Origin of the sequence: Nocardioides zeae, from assembly GCF_030818655.1 — a bacterium.
Classification (GTDB): domain Bacteria; phylum Actinomycetota; class Actinomycetes; order Propionibacteriales; family Nocardioidaceae; genus Nocardioides; species Nocardioides zeae_A.
This window is the reverse complement of the sequence record NZ_JAUTAN010000001.1, coordinates 4,325,371-4,342,452: the sequence shown is the minus strand read 5'-3', so window position 1 is coordinate 4,342,452 and position 17,082 is coordinate 4,325,371. Positions and strand designations below refer to the sequence as shown.

At 73.7% G+C, this 17,082-nt stretch carries 24 protein-coding genes; 10 read left to right on the top strand and 14 right to left on the bottom strand.

Going from position 1 to position 17,082, the window contains the following annotated elements:
• Positions 1–14: 14 nt before the first annotated feature.
• Positions 15–1,055 carry an SDR family NAD(P)-dependent oxidoreductase gene (locus QE405_RS20620; protein ID WP_307205238.1) on the bottom strand — a complete coding sequence of 347 codons (1,041 nt, stop codon included), beginning with the start codon at positions 1,053–1,055 and terminating at the stop codon, positions 15–17.
• A gap of 119 nt (positions 1,056–1,174) precedes the next feature.
• On the opposite strand from QE405_RS20620, the gene QE405_RS20615 reads away from it, so the two are divergent.
• Complete coding sequence (locus tag QE405_RS20615) at positions 1,175–1,585, top strand: pyridoxamine 5'-phosphate oxidase family protein (RefSeq protein ID WP_307205236.1); 411 nt, start codon at positions 1,175–1,177, stop codon at positions 1,583–1,585.
• Positions 1,586–1,679: 94 nt separating this feature from the next.
• Here the strand turns inward: QE405_RS20615 and QE405_RS20610 are convergent, their stop codons facing one another.
• Positions 1,680–2,216 (bottom strand): Dps family protein, encoded by a 537-nt coding sequence (locus tag QE405_RS20610; protein ID WP_307205234.1) that lies wholly within the window; start codon positions 2,214–2,216, stop codon positions 1,680–1,682.
• A gap of 100 nt (positions 2,217–2,316) precedes the next feature.
• Entirely contained in the window at positions 2,317–2,916 is a 600-nt protein-coding gene (locus QE405_RS20605) for a TetR/AcrR family transcriptional regulator (protein ID WP_307205232.1), read from the bottom strand.
• A gap of 166 nt (positions 2,917–3,082) precedes the next feature.
• Between QE405_RS20605 and QE405_RS20600 the strand changes: the two genes are divergently transcribed.
• Together QE405_RS20600 and QE405_RS20595 are read left to right on the top strand one after the other, a co-directional pair.
• Positions 3,083–4,360 (top strand): MFS transporter, encoded by a 1,278-nt coding sequence (locus tag QE405_RS20600; RefSeq protein ID WP_444939693.1) that lies wholly within the window; start codon positions 3,083–3,085, stop codon positions 4,358–4,360.
• Positions 4,361–4,423: 63 nt separating this feature from the next.
• Positions 4,424–4,702 (top strand): HU family DNA-binding protein, encoded by a 279-nt coding sequence (locus QE405_RS20595; protein ID WP_307205220.1) that lies wholly within the window; start codon positions 4,424–4,426, stop codon positions 4,700–4,702.
• A 112-nt stretch (positions 4,703–4,814) separates the two neighbouring features.
• Here the strand turns inward: QE405_RS20595 and QE405_RS20590 are convergent, their stop codons facing one another.
• From QE405_RS20590 to QE405_RS20565, 6 genes are all read right to left on the bottom strand, one after another.
• Entirely contained in the window at positions 4,815–5,387 is a 573-nt protein-coding gene (locus QE405_RS20590; protein WP_307205205.1) for a hypothetical protein, read from the bottom strand.
• A gap of 117 nt (positions 5,388–5,504) precedes the next feature.
• The gene (locus QE405_RS20585; RefSeq protein WP_307205196.1) at positions 5,505–6,293 is read right to left on the bottom strand and encodes an enoyl-CoA hydratase/isomerase family protein; all 789 of its coding nucleotides are present in this window, start codon (positions 6,291–6,293) and stop codon (positions 5,505–5,507) included.
• A gap of 96 nt (positions 6,294–6,389) precedes the next feature.
• Positions 6,390–6,512, bottom strand: coding sequence for a type B 50S ribosomal protein L36 (gene ykgO / locus QE405_RS20580; protein WP_023645249.1), 123 nt, complete (start codon positions 6,510–6,512; stop codon positions 6,390–6,392).
• Between the two features lie 25 nt (positions 6,513–6,537).
• Positions 6,538–6,729, bottom strand: a complete 192-nt coding sequence (gene rpmF / locus QE405_RS20575; protein ID WP_307205185.1) for a 50S ribosomal protein L32 — start codon at positions 6,727–6,729, stop codon at positions 6,538–6,540.
• A gap of 35 nt (positions 6,730–6,764) precedes the next feature.
• Positions 6,765–7,868: a CobW family GTP-binding protein gene (locus tag QE405_RS20570; RefSeq protein WP_307205184.1), complete on the bottom strand. Its 1,104-nt coding sequence runs from the start codon at positions 7,866–7,868 to the stop codon at positions 6,765–6,767.
• Positions 7,865–8,143 (bottom strand): type B 50S ribosomal protein L31, encoded by a 279-nt coding sequence (locus QE405_RS20565; RefSeq protein WP_307205963.1) that lies wholly within the window; start codon positions 8,141–8,143, stop codon positions 7,865–7,867. The genes QE405_RS20570 and QE405_RS20565 overlap by 4 nt, the downstream gene beginning before the upstream one ends.
• 64 nt (positions 8,144–8,207) lie before the next feature.
• Here QE405_RS20565 and rpmB point away from each other — a divergent pair, with 64 nt between their 5' ends.
• Genes rpmB through rpsN form a run of 3 tightly spaced genes read left to right on the top strand, consistent with a single transcriptional unit; the run spans position 8,208 to position 8,919 of the window.
• The gene (gene rpmB, locus QE405_RS20560; RefSeq protein WP_307205181.1) at positions 8,208–8,444 is read left to right on the top strand and encodes a 50S ribosomal protein L28; all 237 of its coding nucleotides are present in this window, start codon (positions 8,208–8,210) and stop codon (positions 8,442–8,444) included.
• Positions 8,444–8,614: a 50S ribosomal protein L33 gene (gene rpmG, locus QE405_RS20555; protein WP_307205180.1), complete on the top strand. Its 171-nt coding sequence runs from the start codon at positions 8,444–8,446 to the stop codon at positions 8,612–8,614. Before rpmB ends, rpmG begins: the two co-directional genes overlap by 1 nt.
• Positions 8,614–8,919, top strand: a complete 306-nt coding sequence (gene rpsN, locus QE405_RS20550) for a 30S ribosomal protein S14 (RefSeq protein ID WP_307205178.1) — start codon at positions 8,614–8,616, stop codon at positions 8,917–8,919. Before rpmG ends, rpsN begins: the two co-directional genes overlap by 1 nt.
• 215 nt (positions 8,920–9,134) lie before the next feature.
• On the opposite strand, the gene npdG is transcribed toward rpsN, so the two are convergent.
• Positions 9,135–9,827, bottom strand: coding sequence for an NADPH-dependent F420 reductase (npdG, locus tag QE405_RS20545; protein ID WP_307205176.1), 693 nt, complete (start codon positions 9,825–9,827; stop codon positions 9,135–9,137).
• A 306-nt stretch (positions 9,828–10,133) separates the two neighbouring features.
• Between npdG and QE405_RS20540 the strand changes: the two genes are divergently transcribed.
• Entirely contained in the window at positions 10,134–11,342 is a 1,209-nt protein-coding gene (locus QE405_RS20540) for a hypothetical protein (RefSeq protein WP_307205174.1), read from the top strand.
• Positions 11,343–11,364: 22 nt separating this feature from the next.
• Positions 11,365–12,012 carry a class F sortase gene (locus QE405_RS20535; RefSeq protein WP_307205172.1) on the top strand — a complete coding sequence of 216 codons (648 nt, stop codon included), beginning with the start codon at positions 11,365–11,367 and terminating at the stop codon, positions 12,010–12,012.
• Between the two features lie 97 nt (positions 12,013–12,109).
• Here the strand turns inward: QE405_RS20535 and QE405_RS20530 are convergent, their stop codons facing one another.
• Together QE405_RS20530 and QE405_RS20525 are read right to left on the bottom strand one after the other, a co-directional pair.
• Positions 12,110–12,556 (bottom strand): carboxymuconolactone decarboxylase family protein, encoded by a 447-nt coding sequence (locus QE405_RS20530; protein ID WP_307205169.1) that lies wholly within the window; start codon positions 12,554–12,556, stop codon positions 12,110–12,112.
• Between the two features lie 16 nt (positions 12,557–12,572).
• Positions 12,573–12,878: a GNAT family N-acetyltransferase gene (locus QE405_RS20525; RefSeq protein WP_307205161.1), complete on the bottom strand. Its 306-nt coding sequence runs from the start codon at positions 12,876–12,878 to the stop codon at positions 12,573–12,575.
• An 85-nt stretch (positions 12,879–12,963) separates the two neighbouring features.
• Here QE405_RS20525 and QE405_RS20520 point away from each other — a divergent pair, with 85 nt between their 5' ends.
• The gene (locus tag QE405_RS20520) at positions 12,964–13,503 is read left to right on the top strand and encodes a hypothetical protein (RefSeq protein WP_307205147.1); all 540 of its coding nucleotides are present in this window, start codon (positions 12,964–12,966) and stop codon (positions 13,501–13,503) included.
• A gap of 274 nt (positions 13,504–13,777) precedes the next feature.
• Positions 13,778–14,911: an IS30 family transposase gene (locus QE405_RS20515; RefSeq protein WP_307198779.1), complete on the top strand. Its 1,134-nt coding sequence runs from the start codon at positions 13,778–13,780 to the stop codon at positions 14,909–14,911.
• Between the two features lie 106 nt (positions 14,912–15,017).
• Here the strand turns inward: QE405_RS20515 and QE405_RS20510 are convergent, their stop codons facing one another.
• On the bottom strand, positions 15,018–16,037 hold the full coding sequence (locus tag QE405_RS20510) for an LLM class flavin-dependent oxidoreductase (protein WP_307205140.1): 1,020 nt from the start codon (positions 16,035–16,037) through the stop codon (positions 15,018–15,020).
• Positions 16,038–16,051: 14 nt separating this feature from the next.
• Positions 16,052–16,999 (bottom strand): helix-turn-helix domain-containing protein, encoded by a 948-nt coding sequence (locus QE405_RS21115; RefSeq protein ID WP_307205133.1) that lies wholly within the window; start codon positions 16,997–16,999, stop codon positions 16,052–16,054.
• Positions 17,000–17,082 lie beyond the last annotated feature (83 nt).

The window sequence follows — 17,082 nt, the reverse complement described above, 5'->3', positions numbered from 1 at the left end:
CCACGACGCGGGGTTCAGTCGAGGCCCGCGTTCTCCTGCACCCAGTCCCACAGCGCACGGCGGTCGGCCGCCGACGGGCGGGTACGCCGCAGGAGCGACGTCGGTCGCACGCGGCGGTCGTGCCAGAGCGCGCCCGACGGCGGCGCGGGCTCCACGGCCCCGAGCCACACGGCGGTGTCGGCACCCCCGGCCGCGTCGCGCAGCACCGGCCCGGTCAGCTTGTGGAAGCCCGGCAGCGAGTCGACGACCCCCGGCGTGTCGGCCCAGCCGGGGTGCATCGCCGCGACGCTGACGTGCTCCGGGGCCCAGCGCGCGGTGAGCGACGGCAGCAGCTCGACCTGGGCGCGCTTGGACCGCGCGTACGCCGTCGTCCCCGAGTAGTCCGCGGGCGCCGCGTCGTACTCCAGGTCGTCGACCCGGAGCGCCTGCGCATACATGCCGCCCGACGTCACGAAGACCACCCGCGCGCCGCTCGGGGCCGGGTCGTCGGGGTCGGCCGCGTCGGACGACGCCGCGAGGCGGTCGCGGAGCAGGTCGGTGAGCAGCACCGGCCCCAGCACGTGGACGGCCATGGACAGCTCGTGGCCCTGCGGCGAGAGCGTGCGCTCCGGCGGCATGACCCCGGCGTTGTGCACGAGCACGTCGAGCGTGCGGCCGTCGAGGGCGGCGTCGATCGCGGCGGCCGCGCGGCGTACGTCGTCGAGGTCGCCCACGTCGCAGCGGTCGACCACGAGGTCGGCGCCCGGCACCCGCTCCAGCAGCTCGGCGCGCACCTGCTCGCCCTTCTCGACGTTCCGCACCATGAGCCGCACGGACGCGCCGAGGCGGGCCAGCCCCTCGGCGGTGGCGAGGCCGAGGCCGGACGTGGCGCCCGTGACCGCGGCGATCCGCCCGCGCAGGGCGTCGGGGGCCGGGTCGGCGGGCCACGTCGGGAGACGACGCCGCAGCCCCAGCCCGAGCTTCGTGTAGCCGGGCGCGATCGTGCGGTCGAGGACGGTGTCGAGACCCCGGGCGAGGGTCGTCGCGAGCGGGGCCTGGCCGGTCCGGTGTGCCATGACCCGAGCCTAGGCGGGCGGTCCCACCCCGTCGGGCGAGCAGCGGATCGCTAGGGTCGACGCGCGGCCAGCCCGCCGCACCCCCGCCGTCCTGCTCGTCCCCCGCGATCGGAGCCCCCGTGCCGTCCTGGACCCCCGACTGGAGCGCCGTCCCCGACGGCCTCGCCACGTTCTTCGCCGAGCGCCACCTCGCGACACTCACGACGCTGCGCCCCGACGGCCGCCCGCACGTGGTGCCGGTCGGCGTCGGCATCGACGCGGAGCGCGGCTGTGCGTGGGTGATCACGTTCGACGGCGCCCGCAAGGCGCGGAACGTGCAGGCCAGCCCCGGCGGACCGGTCGCCGTGTGCCACGTCGACGGCGCCCGGTGGGTCACGCTCGAGGGCACCGCCACCGCGACCACCGAGCCCGACGACGTGGCGCGGGCCGTGGAGCGGTACGCCGCGCGCTACCGCCAGCCGAAGGAGCGCGCCGACCGGGTCGCGCTGCGCATCGACGTGACGCGCGTGCTGCACTCGGCGCGCCTCTGACCTCCGGGTCCCGGGGACGGCACGAGCCGGCCCCCCTGCTCCGCCACAGAGGACAGGGGGGCCGGCTCGTCGCGCGACGTCGGTCGCGCGAGGGTCACTCGTTGATGCTGGCCGGCTCGCTCGCGTTGGCGGTGCGGTTCTCGGCGTCGATCATCCACGCGAGCTGCTCGAGGCGCTCGATGATGGTGTGGAGGATGTCGGCCGTGGTGGGGTCCTCGGCGTCGACGTCGTCGTGGATGCGTCGGGCCGTGCCCGAGACCGCGTAGATCGAGGCGGTGATGAGGTCCACGCACTGCGCGGTGTCGACCTCGGTCGCCGGGAACTCCGGCAGGCTCGACTGGGTCGCGACGCGGGCGGCCCGGCCGTCCACCGTCACGTAGATCGCGCGCATGCGCTCGGCCACCGTGTCGGAGAACTCGCGGGCGGCGTCGACGACCTCGTCGAGCTGCAGGTGGAGGTCGCGGAAGTTCTTGCCCACGACGTTCCAGTGGGCCTGCTTGCCCACGAGGTGCAGGTCGATGAGGTCGGCGCTCAGCGCCTGCAGGTGGTCGGCGAGCTGCTGCGAGGCGGTGAAGCGCGGGCTGGCCTTGTGGGTCGCGGCGGGCGTCGTGGTCTGGATCGTGTCGCTCATGGCGATCTCCTCTCCTGGGGGGTCGTGGTGCCGGCTCGAGCCGGCGACAGCACCTACATAACCACCTTTTCTGGAACCGTTCCAGACAGGAAAGGCTCCCCTAAACGTCGGCGGGGCGGGCGACCGCGGCCCAGGCGAACCGAGCGGCACGCTGCCAGGAGGCGGGAGCGGCGTCGCCGGTCTCGGACAGGCGGGAGGCCATGCCGAGCACGAGGAGGGCCAGGTCGTCGAGCGTGACGTCCGGAGCGACGAGGCCGGCCCCGACGGCGCGGTCGAGCGCGACGGACCACCGGCCCATCAGCTCTTCCCGGGCCAGCCGCATGCGGTCGTCGAAGTCGCCGCTCCACAGGGCGTCGAGCGCGAACTTGTCCCGCCGGAACCTGTCCAGCAGCTCGGCGAGCAGCAGGCGCAGCGTGTCGTCGCGGTCGTCCTGGAGGTAGGCCGCGACGTCCGCCGACCAGGTCTCCATCCACCGACCCGCGACCTCGCTCAGCAGGTCGGCCTTGGTCGGGAAGTGCCGGAACACCGTGGCGTTCCCGACCTCGGCGCGCCGCGCGACGTCGGCGACGGTGGCGTCGAGGCCCTTCTCCGCGAAGACCTCGACCGCGGCGTCCGAGACCCGCGCGCGGTTGCGCGTGGCGTCGGCACGGGGTCGACGCGGCGCGGGTCCCGGGGGGTGCGGTGATGTCTGGGCGGGCACGGCGCGGAGTCTAGGGCGCCGGACGCCGTGGTGGCGGACGCCTCCACCGCGCGGCCTCACGCAGGACGCAACATGCCCGTAACATGGGGACAGCTCAGGGTTCGGGCGCGTCTTGGAGGTGGGTACGGCGCGCAGCCTCGTCCTGCCCGGAGCCTTCATGTCACCGATGCACTCCTATCGCCGCCTGGTCAGCCTGACCAGTCCCACCTACGTCCTCGTCGCCTTCGTCGCGCGGGTCCCCCTCGCCATGTCCCAGATCGGCACGCTGCTCCTCGTGGCGGCCGAGACCGGCAGCTACGGCGCAGGTGGCGCGACCGCCGGCGCCCTCGCGGTCGCGAACGCCGTCGGCGCCCCCGTCGCGGGCAGCCTGGCGGACCGCTGGGGACAGCGCCCCGTGGTGCTCGTCCAGTCCGTCGTGGGCGCGGTCGGGCTCGTCGCCCTCGTGCTGTGCGCGACGGGCGGCGCCCCCCTCACCACCCTCCTCGTCGTCGCCGCGCTCGCCGGCGCGGCACTCCCCCAGGTCGGGCCCCTCGCCCGCGTGCGCTGGCGCCCGCTGACCGCCGGGGAGGCCCAGCAGGGCCGCCTCGTGGCAACCGCCTTCTCCTACGAGGGGGCCGCCGACGAGGCCTCCTTCGTGCTCGGCCCCGCCGTCGTGGGCCTGCTGGCCGCCCTCGTGGACCCGGCCGGCGCGCTCGTCGTCGCCGCGGTGACGCTGGGCGTGTTCGGCACCGCGTTCGGGCTCCACGGCTCCGCCCCGCGGGGCACGGGCCGTCGCTTCGGTGGCACCTCCGCCCCGCTCCTCACCGCCACGGTCCTCGTGCTGCTCGGCGCCCAGACGCTGCTCGGCATGGTGTTCGGCTCGATCCAGACCGGTTCGACCGCCGTCGCGACGGACGCCGGGATGCCCGGCGCGGCGGGCCTCGTGCACGCGCTGCTGGGCGTCGGCAGCGTCACCGCCGCGCTCACCTACGCCTACCTGCCCGACCGGTTCACGCTCGGCCGGCGCCTGCTCGTGGCCGCGGCCGCGCTCGCCGTGCTCAGCGCGCCGCTGCTGCTCGCCGACACCCTGCCGGCCGTCGCCGCCGTCACGCTCGTGCTCGGCTTCGCCGTGGCGCCCTACATGATCACCACCTTCACGCTCGCCGAGCGGGTCGTCCCCGTCGCGCGGGTCGCGACGGCGATGACGCTGCTGGCCGGTGCGACGGGCCTCGGGTACGCCGCGGGCGCCGCCCTCGCCGGCCGCCTGGCCGACCTGGCCCGAGCCGGGTCGATCGACCTCGGGGCGCCCACCGCGGCGTACGTCGTCACCGTCGGGTCCGGCGTCGCCGCCCTCCTGCTCGCGGGGGCAGCGGCCTGGCGTCGTACGCTCGTCGCGGAGGTCCCCGACGGGGACCCGGAGCCCGCGTCCGCTCCCGACACGCCAGCAATCACGGCGGTTCGGTAGCGTGCTGCGGGGTTTTCCCCGCTACGGTCGCTCTGACCGCACGTTCTCGACAAGGAGTCACACATGAACAAGAAGGAGCTCGTCGACCAGGTCGCCGCGGCCACCGGCCAGAGCAAGGGCGACGCTGAGTCGGCTGCGAACGCCGTGTTCGACGCGATCGCCAAGGCGCTCGCCGCGGGCGACAAGGTCGCCGTCGCCGGCTTCGGCACCTTCGAGACCCGCGAGCGCGCGGCCCGCACGGGCCGCAACCCGCAGACGGGCGAGGAGATCCAGATCGCCGCGAGCACGACGCCGGCGTTCAAGGCCGCCGCGGCCCTGAAGAAGCAGGTCTCCGGCTCCTGATCACGGAGACCTGACGCCGGCTCCTCGACGAGGGACCGGCCCAGGAAACGCGACGAGGGCGTCCGATCCACTGGATCGGACGCCCTCGCTGCGTCTGCGGAGACCCGGGCGCTCAGCCCTCGGTGCTCTCCGTCTCGGCGGGCTGCGCCGGCTCCTCGGTGAGGCCGGGCGTGGGCTCCTCGGAGTAGAGCGGCGTGCCCTCGGCGTCGCAGGTGGCGCTGACGGTCTCGAGCGCGCTGATCCACTGGTCGTCGGCCGCCTCGAGCGCCCCCGCGTCACCCTCGACGGGCGGGCCCTCGATCGTGACCTCCTCGCCCGGCTCCAGGTCGGTCGGGAAGTTGCTCGGGTCCGCCGCGAAGTCGTTGACGTCCGACTCGTCGACGTTCGCCGCCGCCTCGGCCCGCGCCTCGGCCGCGTCCGCGAGCGGGGTGAGCGCGTCGGCGGTCTCCTCGTCGGCGTTGTCGACGAAGTCCCGCAGGTCGGCCGCGAGCCGGGTGTAGTCCGTCTCGCCCGGGTCCTCGGCCGGGCTCACGATCTCGCCGACGGCGGGGCACGCCTCGGCGAGGTTCTCCGGGAGGTCGGGGGCGGCGTCGTCGCCGTCGCCGTCGTCGCCGCTGCAGGCGCTCACCGTGAGCGCCACCGCGCCCACGAGCGCCGCGATCCTGGTGCCTCTACTGGCGCGCATCCGCGTCGTACCTCCACGAGATCTGGGTGAGCGACCCGACCGGGCCACGACCGAGGGTAGTCGAGCGCGTGGCGCGCGTTCCCCAGACGAGGCATCAGCCCCCGCATCAGCCCCGTATCAGCCCCCGAACACCGGCGGCCGCTTGGCGAGGAACGCGGAGACGCCCTCCCGCCCCTCGGGGCCGCCCGCCTGGGCGCGGATGCCCAGCGCCTCGGCGCGCAGCCGGGTCTCCGGGGCCGGCTCGGCGGCCTGGCGGAGCAGCCGCTTCGTGGTCGCCTGGGCGCCCGCCGCACCGGCGGCGAGGCGGCCGGCGATCTCCTCGGTCGCGGCCTCCAGCTCGGTGTCCTCGACGACGCGGGCCACGAGGCCGGCGGCCTGGGCCTCCTCGGCGCCGAGGCGGTCGTTGAGCAGGGCGAGGCGCAGCGCGCGGTGCAGCCCGAGCGTGTGCACGAGCATCGACGAGCCGCCGTCGGGGCTCAGGCCGGCCCGCGTGTAGGCGAGCGTGAAGCTCGCCGACCGCGCCGCGAGCACGATGTCGGCGGCGGCCACGAGCGGGAAGCCGGCCCCGGCGGCGGCGCCCTGCACCGCGGCGACGACGATCGCGTCGGAGCGCACGAGCTCGCTGACGGCGCGGTGCAGGCCGTCGGCGAGGTCGTCGATGTAGGCCGCCATGTCGTCGGCGCCGCCGAACTGCGCGAGGTCGCCGCCGACGCTGAAGAAGCGGCCCCGGGCCGCGAGCACGACGACGCGCGCGCCGTCGGCGTTCACCCGACGGGCGGCGGCGAGCAGCTGCTCCAGCGACGCGGTGTGGATCGGGTTGCCGGCGGCGGCGTCGTCGAGGGTGATGCGGGCGATGCCGGACTCGGCGTCGTACGCGTAGGCCACATGGGTCTGCTCAGCGCTCATGGCACCGGAGTCTCCCGCACCGGAGCGTCCGGCCGACCACCGGGCCGACCGAACGCTCCGTCTGTCACCGTGTCCGTGGTCGGACCGGCGACGCCGTCAGCCCTGGCGGGCCTTCAGCCGGGGGTTCTGCTTGTTGATGACGTACGTGCGGCCACGGCGCCGCACGACCTGCGAGCCGGGCTGGTTCTTCAGCGACCGCAGCGAGTTGCGGACCTTCATCGCGTTCCTCCTCTCGGGCGTTGTCTCAGGCCTTGCGGGTCGGTCGGCCGGTGGCGGGGTCGACCAGGCCGCGCTGCACGGCGCGGACCAGCGGCCGGGGCACGGCGTGCACCTCGCCGCCGACGACCACGGGCACGAGGTCGGCCGGCGTCGCCTTCCACTGCGAACGGCGGTGGCGGGTGTTGCTGCGCGACATGCGTCGCTTGGGGACGGCCACGGTTCTCTCCTTCTCCTTGCGTCAGGGGTGGGCGCTCAGGCGACCCGGCGGATCGGACCGAGCCACGGCTCGAACCCGTCCTCCGCGGTGGTCCAGCGGATGCCCGGACCGACGGCGGCGGCCGGCACGAGCAGGGACTCGAACGTGGCGGGCAGGTGCGCGGGACGCTCGCCGACGCCGACGAAGGTGAGGTGCGTACGCCGCGGCCGCGGCCCCCACGCCTCCCCGTCGCCGATGGAGAGGTGGCCGCCGGCGCCCTCCCAGAGCAGCGCCCGGTCAGGGCGCGTCGGCAGCCAGAAGCAGCCGCGGGTGCGCCAGGGGCCCGCCGCGAGCGACTCGAGGTCCTCCACGAGCCGGTCGGGGTGGAACGGCAGGTCGGCGCGGAGCTCCAGCGACCACACGCCCGGGCCGGGGGCCGCGACGAACGGCACCTCCCGCACGTGGGACCCCCAGGCCACGGTCCGCCCGTGCCGGTGCGGCGGCTGCGCCACGAGGGACGCCGCCTCGAGCCGGGTGGCGTCCTCCACCACGGGCACGTCGGGGCGTGCCAGCGTGCGCACGAGCGTCGCGGCCACGTCCGGCTCCCCCGAGCGGTCCTCGTCCTCGGTCGGGGGGCCCGTCAGCACCACGACGTCGGCGTGCTCGACCATCGCGCAGGCCACGTCGCCGATGCCGCGGTCGTCGTCCTCGGACGTGCCGCGGCCCCGGTCGGCGAGGGTGTCGTCGCCGAGGAGGTCCTCGACGACCGCACCGTGGTCGAGGGCGGTCACGACGGCGGCGACCCGGAGCCGGCGCGCGAGCCGGGGGTCGCGGGCGAGCACCGTGCACACCTGGTCCGCCTCCGCGCCGACCGGCAGCTGCACCACGATCGAGTGCCACCGCCCGTCGCGGGCGAGCCGGTCGAGCGTGGGCAGCACGTCCTCGCGCAGCGCGCAGCTGACGCAGGCGTGCTCGAGCTCGGTCTCCTCGTGCTCCACCACCCCGTTCAGGTCCGAGACCACGCGCTCGAGCACGCCACGGGCGACGTCGATGCGGTGCCTCACGGCGACCGCCCGGGGCGCGTCCCAGAGCAGACCCAGCTGTGCGGCCGCCATCGCGTCCGGGTCGACACCGGTCACGAGCAGCACGGCGGCCCTCACGAGGCGGGCTCCGTGCCGCGGGGGGCGGCAGCCGCGCCGTACCGACGCCGGAAGGCCTCCACCCGGCCCTCCGTGTCGAGGACGCGACCCTTGCCGGTCCACCAGGGGTGGCTGGCCGAGGAGACGTCGACGTCGACGACGGGGTAGGTCACGCCGTCCACCTCGGTCGTCTCGCCGGTGGTGCGCGCCAGCGTCGAGCGCGTCAGCAGCGTCCAACCGGCCGAGCGGTCGCGGAAGACCACCGGTCCGTAGTCGGGGTGGATGCCCTGCTTCATCAGGATGCTCACTTTCGTGTCTAGAATGAGAACCGTTATCAAGTCTGCCACGGAAGGAAACCCGATGTCACGTGTGTGCCAGGTGACGGGACGGGAGCCGGGATTCGGCCACCACGTCTCGCACTCCCACCGCCGGACCAAGCGACGGTTCGACGTCAACATCCAGACGAAGCGCTACTACGTGCCGACGCTCGGGCGCAGCGTGAAGCTGCGCGTCAGCGCGCGCGGCATCAAGGTGATCGACGCCCGCGGCATCGAATCGGTCGTCGCCGAGCTGCAGCGGGCAGGGGTGAAGCTCTGATGGCGAAGCGCGGCAGCGACGTGCGCCCGATCATCAAGCTCCGCTCCACGGCGGGCACGGGCTACACCTACGTCACGAAGAAGAACCGGCGGAACGACCCGGACCGGATGGTGCTCATGAAGTACGACCCCCGGATCCGCCGCCACGTCGAGTTCCGGGAGGAGCGCTGATGGCCAAGCAGTCGAAGATCGCCGCCGAGAAGCGGCGCCAGGAGATCGTCGCCCGCTGGGCCGAGCGGCGCGCGGAGGCGAAGGAGCGCGTACGGCGCGCCCCCGCCGGCTCCGCGGAGCTGACCGCGGCGGTCCAGGCGCTGGCCCGGATGCCCCGCGACTCCTCCCCCGTGCGCCTGCGCAACCGCGACCAGGTCGACGGCAGGCCCCGGGGCTACCTGCGCAAGGCCGGGGTGTCGCGCGTGCGGTTCCGCGAGATGGCGCACCGCGGCGAGCTCCCGGGCATCACGAAGTCGAGCTGGTAGGGGTCGGGCCGGGGCCCGAGAAAGAAAACGCGGACGGGGCCCGGGAGCCCCGAAAGAAAACGCGGACCCGGAGGCGCGACACGCCGAGGCGCAGGCCCGCCCGGTCCGCGTTTTCTTCCTCCCGGCCGAGCCCCCCGCGCACTTTCCCCCAACGAGTCGTGGCCCCAGCGCACCACTTTCCGGTGCGCTGGGGCCACGACCCCGTGAGGGACGGATCAGACGTCGGTGATGCGCACGCCGGCGTGGGCCTTGTAGCGACGGTTCGCGGCGATGAGGTTCGCCGTCAGGGCCTCGACCTGGTGGGCGTTGCGGCGACGTCCGCCGTAGATCCCGCGCACCCCCGGGATGACGCCGGCCAGGTCCTGGACGAGGTCGGTGGCCTCGCGCTCGTCGCCGAGCACCAGCACGTCGGTGTCGATCGTGGTGACCTCGGGGTCCTCCAGCAGCACCGCGGAGACGTTGTGGAAGGCACCGACCACGGTGGAGTCGGGCAGCACCGCCTGGGCCTGCTCGGTCGCGGACCCCTCCTCGACCTTGAGCGCGTAGGGGCCCTGCTTGTCGAAGCCCAGCGGGTTCACGCAGTCGACGACGACCTTCCCGGCGAGCTGCTCGCGCAGGCTCTCGAGCAGCTCCTTGTGGCCGTCCCACGGCACGACGACGAGCACGACGTCACCGGCGGCGGCGGCACCGGCGTTGTCCGTACCGGTGACGACACCGACACCCTCGGTGCCGGCGAGGGCCTCCGCGAGCTCGGCCGCGGCCGCCTTCCCCTTCTCCTCCGTGCGCGAGCCCAGCACGACGGGCAGGCCGGCGGCAGCGAAGCGGCGGGCGAGGCCGCGGCCCTGGGGGCCGGTGCCGCCCAGCACGGCGATGGTCGTGCCCTGGAGGCGCTCGGGGAGAGAAGTCATGTGGATGGCTCCGTTCGTCGGGATCTGCGGGGCTCCCGATCGAACGATCGGCAGCGACAGCGGACAGCGTAGTGCGGCACGGGGCCCTCGCCACGAGGCGTCAGCGCCGGCTCCCCCGGTGAGACACCGGCCTCTTGCAATGGCCTTGAGAAAATCTTGAGAGTAGCCTGCGATCGCATGTGTCGTTGACCACCTCGAGCGGGGCACAGAAGGCGTCGCTCGTCGTGATCCATCCGGGGAGGGATTCCTTTGCCACGCTCAACCACGCGCCTTTTCGCCGCGCTCTCGACCGTCGCCATCATCGGCGTGACCACCGCGCCCGCCATGGCCGCCGAGCCCGCCGCCGAGGCGAGCGCCACGGCGGCGATCCTGACGATCGCGGGCAGCCCGGTCGACTCCGGCCAGTTCACGGTCGTCAACGACGGCAAGGAGCAGACGGCCACCGGCACGAACTCCCCTGAGGTCGCCGACGTCCTGTCCAACCAGAGCAACGTCTCGGTGGGCGTGCTCTACCAGGACGCGACCACCACCGTCGCCGACGGCCGCGGCACGTCCCAGGCCTGCTCGGGCGTCGCCGGCACGGGTGCGGTCGTCGTCGAGGTCGGTGACGGCTCCTGCCTCACCGGCGGCGACGCGGTCACGCTGCTGCCGGGCACGGTCAAGCTGGGCGACGCCCAGCTGATCCAGTCCAACATCCTCAACCCGCTGACGCAGCCGCTCAACGACGCGCTCGGCCCGCTGGCCTCCCAGCTGACGACGCCGCTGAGCGACGTGGTCAACCAGGTCCTGGGCGGCCTCGGCGACCTCGGCATCGTCATCGAGTCCGCCGGCGCGATCCAGAGCACCTGCCAGGCGACGTCGACCTCCGCCTCGGCCGACTCCAACGTCGCCGACCTGCGCGGCTACGTGACGGTCGGCGGCCAGGAGATCGAGATCCTCGACCTGCCGGTCGGCGACATCGCGCCGAACACGGAGGTCGTCACCAACCTCGACGACGTCGTCGACGCCGTGCTCGTGGGGGTGGACCAGCAGCTGACCAACGGCCTCAACGGCGCGCTCCAGCCGCTCACCGCCCTGCTGCCCTACGTCGGCCAGATCAACGACCTGGTCATCGCGCAGATCTCGAGCCAGCTGGCCCCGGTCCGCGACAACCTGCTGAGCCTGACGCTCAACAAGCAGTCGCAGCCGTCCGCCAACTCGATCGAGGTCACCGCCCTCGACCTGCAGGTGCTGCCCGCGGCCTCGCAGTTCATCGGCACCAGCTTCGCGAGCCTCGAGCTGGGCAAGGCGTTCTGCAAGGGCGGCGTGGCCGACATCGACACCCCGACCCCGCCGACCACGACGCCGAACCCGACGCCGCCGAGCGACCCGACCCCGGCCGTTCCCGTGTCGGTGCCGGCTGGCTCCGCCGGTGAGACCGAGGTCCCGTGGGGCCCGGTCGCCCTGGGTGGCATGGCGGTCCTCGCGGGCGGTGCCGGTGTGGCGCAGCTCGTCCGTTCGCGCCGTTCGATCTGACCCTCCGTGGTCTACTGACGCGATGAACGAGAGCACCACGACGAAGCGGCCCGGACTGGGGGACGCGCTCCTCTCGGCCCTGACCACGGTGCTCCTCGTGATGAGCGTCGGCATGATCGGCTGGGGTGTGGCGTGGCCGGGTGGCGAGGCGGACGACGGCACGACGTCGTCGGAGTTCGTCTCGATCGACCCGGCCGCGCCCATCCGGCTGGAGGTGCCGCGGATCGACGTCTCGGCGCCGATCATCCCGATCAGCGTCGCCGACGGGGTGCTCGACCCGCCCCGCGACGCCGAGCTGGTCGGCTGGTGGAACCTGAGCGCGAAGCCGGGCGCCACCCAGGGTCAGACGGTCATCACCGGCCACACGGTCCACACCGGGGGCGGCGCCATGAACAGCGTCGGCCAGCTCGAGCAGGGTGACCTGGTCGACGTGGTGAGCGACCAGGGCCGGATGCGCTACGAGCTCACCACCTCCCCGCGCTACTACAGCCGGGAGGACGTCACCGAGAAGGCCGAGGAGCTCTTCGGCCAGGACCACGGCGACGGCGCGCTGGTGCTCATCACCTGCGCGGACTGGAACGGCGAGTACTACGAGAACAACGTCATCGTCGTCGGCAAGCCGCTCGGCCGTCCCAAGGACGGCCAGCCGATCGACGTCGCTGCGGGCTGACCCGCGGCGTACTCCCTCCCCCACGACCGGGTCGTGGTGCGAGACCTACGGATTCCGTCGGTCTCCCACCACGACCCGGTCGGCGTTCGGGGGGGGCTCAGCCCACCGGGTGGTGGCTCGTCATCGACAGCCGGTTGAAGGCGTTGATGGTGACGGCGATCCAGGCGACGACGGAGTACGCCTCGTCGCCGAGCACCCGTCGGGCCCGCGCCTCGGCGCGGCAGCGCTCGTCGTGGGACGGCAGGCGGGTGATCGACTCGGCGAGCACGAGCGCGGCCTGCTCCGCCTCCGAGAACAGGGAGGTATCGCGCCACGCCACGAGCACCGCGAGCCGTCGCGGCTCCTCCCCCGCCGCCAGCGCACGGCGGTGGTGCAGGTCGAGGCAGAAGGCGCAGCCGTTGATCTGCGAGACCCGGAGGTTGACGAGCTCGACCAGCCGGCGGTCGAGCCCGACCCGCTTCGCGGCCTCGGTGACGGCGGCGGCCGTGGAGCCGAGGGCGGCGTACGCCGCAGGTTCGGCCTTGTCGAGGTAGCAGTCGCTCATGGTGCGGCCGCGCGGCTCAGTCGGTGACCCGGCTGGCCGGGGCGTTGAAGGCGAGGTCGGCGTAGTCGGGGTGGCGCTGCATCCAGCCCAGCACGAACGGGCAGAGCGGCATGACCTTCGTGCCCCGGGCGCGGATGTCGTCGAGGGCGAAGCGGGCCAGGGCCGAGCCGACTCCCTGGCCCTCGTGGGCCGGGTCCACCTCGGTGTGGGTGATGACGCGCATGCCGTCGGCGGGGATGTAGACCGCGAAGCCGGCGAGCGCCCCGTCGACGCGTGCCTCGTACCGCTTCTCCTGCTCGTTCTCGACGACCTCGACCGCCATGGCGACTCCTCGCTCGGGGCCGCCGCCCGTCGGCGGCCACGGGTCGACGCTATCCGGTCGGCGCGGGCTCGCTAGCGTGCGCCGCATGGCGACCTCGTCCCGCTTCCTCGACGGCCTCGACGGACTGGCGCGTGCCACGAGCCACCCCGCGTACGTCGCGGTCGCGCCCGACTGGTTCTGGGCCGCCGACGACCCGCGTGCGCCGTTCGGCTCCGACGACGGGCACGACACGTTGCGGCACCTCGAGGAGTACTTCTTCGACGGCGGGTCGGACGACGAGGTCCCCGGCGCGCTCGTCGAGCTGCTCGACGACTGGGCGCTCGTGCCGGAGGAGCTGTGGGAGGCGGCCCCAGAGGACGTCGTCGCGTGGCTCGACGCCGACGAGCCGCACGTCCGCTTCCTGCACGGCGAGATCGACGCCTACGTCGCCGCCGCGGTGGCGCACTTCAAGGTCGCGGGCGGCGTCCACCCGCAGCTCCGGGCGTGGGCGGAACGGGCGTGTGCGCTGCTCGCCACCGTCGTGGACCCGTGGGAGCAGCGGGCGTACGGCGCGGGGCCGGGGCGGTACGACGAGCGCGTCGCCGCCGTGCGGACGGTGCTGGCCGCGGCGCCCGCGGTGGGCTGAGCCCGGCTGGCCCTTGCCTCGGCGGAAGAAAACGCGGACCGGGACCGGGGCCGGACCCGAACCGGGAGAAGAAAACGCGGACCCGGACCGCGACACGCCGAGGGCGGTTTCTAGTGGTCGGTGCAACACGGCTGTGGGGGTTGTGTTGCGGGATCAAGAAGCGGCGCGTGCGCGGGGTCTGGGGCTGTTGGCGGCCGGGGTCCCGGCGAAGCAGGTGTCCGAGTTGCTGGGGTGGGATCGAGACACGGTGGCTTCATGGGCCACAGTCGCTGGCATGCGACTGCGCAAGGGCCGCCACGGCGGTGTTGTCGGTGCCCATCCACCCCCGCTGGACGGTGACTGGGTCGATGAGCACGGCCGGTTGAGCCAGGCCGGGCGGGCCTTGATCCAGATCCGTCGCAGCGAGGGACGGTGTCCAGCACGGATCGCTGCCGAGCTCGGGGTGCACCGCAGCACGGTGGGACGCGAACTGGCCCGCAACACCCGCCTGGGTCGCTACCACGCTGCTGCAGCGCAGGTGATGACCGAGCAGCGCCGGCCCCGGCCCCGCCCGTCCAAGCTCGCAGTTCGTGCAGACACCGGCGTGGATGCGGGTGTGGATGCGGGTGTGGATGGGGGTGCCGGTGAGGTGCTGCGCGCAGCGGTGCTGGTCCGGTTGAACAACCGGTTCTCACCCGTGCAGGTCAGCCAGGATCTGCGGCGGTGCTATCCGGGGCGCGACGATATGCAGGTGAGCCACGAGACGATCTACCAAGCGCTCTACGTGCAGGGCAAGGGATCGCTGCGTGAGGAGCTGAAGGTCGAGAAAGCGTTGCGCAGCGGCCGCACCAGCCGTCGGCCCCGCTCGGCGCTGCCCCCACGGTCCAACCGGTCCTGGATCGGTGCCGAGGCCCACATCAGCCACCGCCCACCCGAAGCCGCCGACCGCGCCGTACCCGGGCACTGGGAGGGCGACCTCGTCATCGGCGCCGGCGGGCGTTCGGCGTTGATCACCCTGGTCGAACGCTCGACCCGCTACGCCCTGATCCGACGGCTGCCGCTGACCCACGACGCCACCACCGTCGCAGCTGCCCTGGTCACGATGATGACCAACCTGCCCGAGTCGTTGCGCCGCTCGCTGACCTGGGACCAGGGCAGCGAGATGGCCGCGCACACCACCTTCACCCTGGCCACCGGATGCCCCGTCTACTTCGCCGACCCCCACAGCCCCTGGCAACGCGGCACCAACGAGAACACCAACGGACTCGTGCGCGACATCCACCCCAAGGGCACCGACTTCAACCACGTCAGCGACGCCGACATCACCGAGACCGAACGCCTCCTCAACATCCGCCCCCGCCAAACCCTCAACTGGGACACCCCCGCCGATAGGCTCCAACAACTACTCAACGTTGCACCGACCACCTGAAGCCGCCGAGCGCCCGGCCCTGAGGGTCCGCGTTTTCTTTCCCGAGCCTCACCGGCCCGCGCACTTTCGTCCCCCCGGGCTCGGGCTCACCCGAGCCGCACGAGGCTCAGCGCCAGCCCAGCCCCGGCGCGACGTGGGTCAGCAGGGACTCGATGACGTGGGCGTTGTACTCCACCCCGAGCTGGTTCGGCACCGTGATGAGCAGCGTGTCCGCGGCGGCGATGGCCTCGTCCTTCGCCAGCTCGTCGATGAGCTGGTCGGGCTCGGCGGCGTACGACTTGCCGAAGCGGGCCGTGCCCCCGTCGATGATGCCCACCTGGTCGCTGCTGGCCCGGTCCTGGCCGAAGTAGGCCCGGTCGCGGTCGTCGACGAGCGGGAAGATGCTGCGGCTGACCGAGACGCGGGGCTCGCGCTCGTGCCCCGCCTCCGTCCAGGCGTCACGGAACACGCGGATCTGCTCCGCCTGCAGCTCGTGGAACGGCACGCCGGTGTCCTCGGTGAGCAGGGTGGAGCTCATGAGGTTCATGCCCTGCTGGGCGGTCCACTCGGCGGTGGCCCGCGAGCCGGCACCCCACCAGATGCGGTCGCGCAGCCCCGCGGAGTGCGGCTCGATGCGCAGCAGGCCGGGCGGGTTGGGGAACATCGGGCGCGGGTTGGGCTGGGCGAAGCCCCGTCCGCTCAGCACGTCCAGGAACACCGACGTGTGGCGCCGCGCCATGTCGGCGTGGTCCTCGCCCTCGGCGGGGCCGTAGCCGAAGTAGCGGTAGCCGTCGACGACCTGCTCCGGTGACCCCCGGCTGATGCCGAGCTGCAGCCTCCCGCCGGAGATGAGGTCGGCGGCACCGGCGTCCTCGGCCATGTAGAGCGGGTTCTCGTAGCGCATGTCGATCACGCCGGTCCCCAGCTCGATCCTCGACGTGCGTGCGCCGGCGGCGGCGAGCAGCGGGAAGGGCGACGCGAGCTGGCGGGCGAAGTGGTGCACGCGGAAGTAGGCGCCGTCGGCACCCAGCTCCTCGGCCGCCTCGGCGAGCTCGATCGACTGCAGCAGCACGTCGGACGCCGACCGCGTCTGCGAGTGCGGCGACGGCGTCCAGTGCCCGAACGACAGGAACCCGATCTTCTTCATGGTTGAAAGAACAACTACCTCTCCACCGATGTTCCAGCACCGGCTCTCATCGCCGCGGCAGCGGCCGCGCCGACGGACGGCACCGTACGGCGTCGAGCGCGAGCTCGACGTATCCCGCCGCCACCTCCTCGGGCGTCGCCGGCCCGGTGGGGCGGTACCACTGCGCCAGCGACGTGCACATCGTGACCACGGCGCGCGCGGCCTCGAGGGGCTCCGCCACGTCGAAGGCCCCGGCGGCCCGGCCCGCGACCACCTCGCGGTCCACCTTGGCCTGTTCCCCGCGCCGTACGGCAGCGATGCGGTGCCGAGCCGCGGGCAGGAGGCTGCGCATCTCGGCGGCGCCGATGAAGCCCAGCTCGCGGCGGTGGGTGTGAGAACAGCGCGAGGCACTCGACGAGGTTCGCGAACCGCTCCGCCGGGTCGGCGCCGGCCGCCGCGGCCGCGTCGGTGCGCGCCGCGAGGTCGCTCATGGTGCGGTCGAGGATGGTGACGAGCATCTGCTGCTTGCTGGCGTAGTAGTGGTAGAGCCCCGCCACCGACAGCCCGGACCGTGCGGCGACGGCGCGCATCGTCGCGCCGTGGTAGCCGAGCTCGAGGAACGTCGCGAGCGCGCCCCGCAGCGCCGGGTCGAGCACGAGCGGCGCGTAGGTGCGCCAGTCGCCCGCGGGGCCTGGCGCCCGGGCCCCGGCGGACGCCCGCAGCGCCCACCGCTCGTCGCTCACCGGCTCCGCCAAGTTGCCGACCAGTCGCTCCACCCGCACCCCCAGCGCGTCGGCGAGCTGCACGACGCGCTCGCTGGAGGTGCCGGTGCGGCCGTTCTCGATCGCGCTCAGCGTCGCCGGGCTCACCGCCAGGGCGCGGGCGAGGTCCCGCAGGGTCAGGCCACGGTTGCGGCGGAGGTCGCGGACCGTCGCCCCCAGCAGCTCGCGGTGCAACGACGCGTCCGGCACAGAGTTCAGCATACCTGAACACGATGCTCCGAGAACAACCCGATGCAGCCCTTGACGACCGCCCCAGAACCCCGAAGTGTGACGTGGGTCATGCC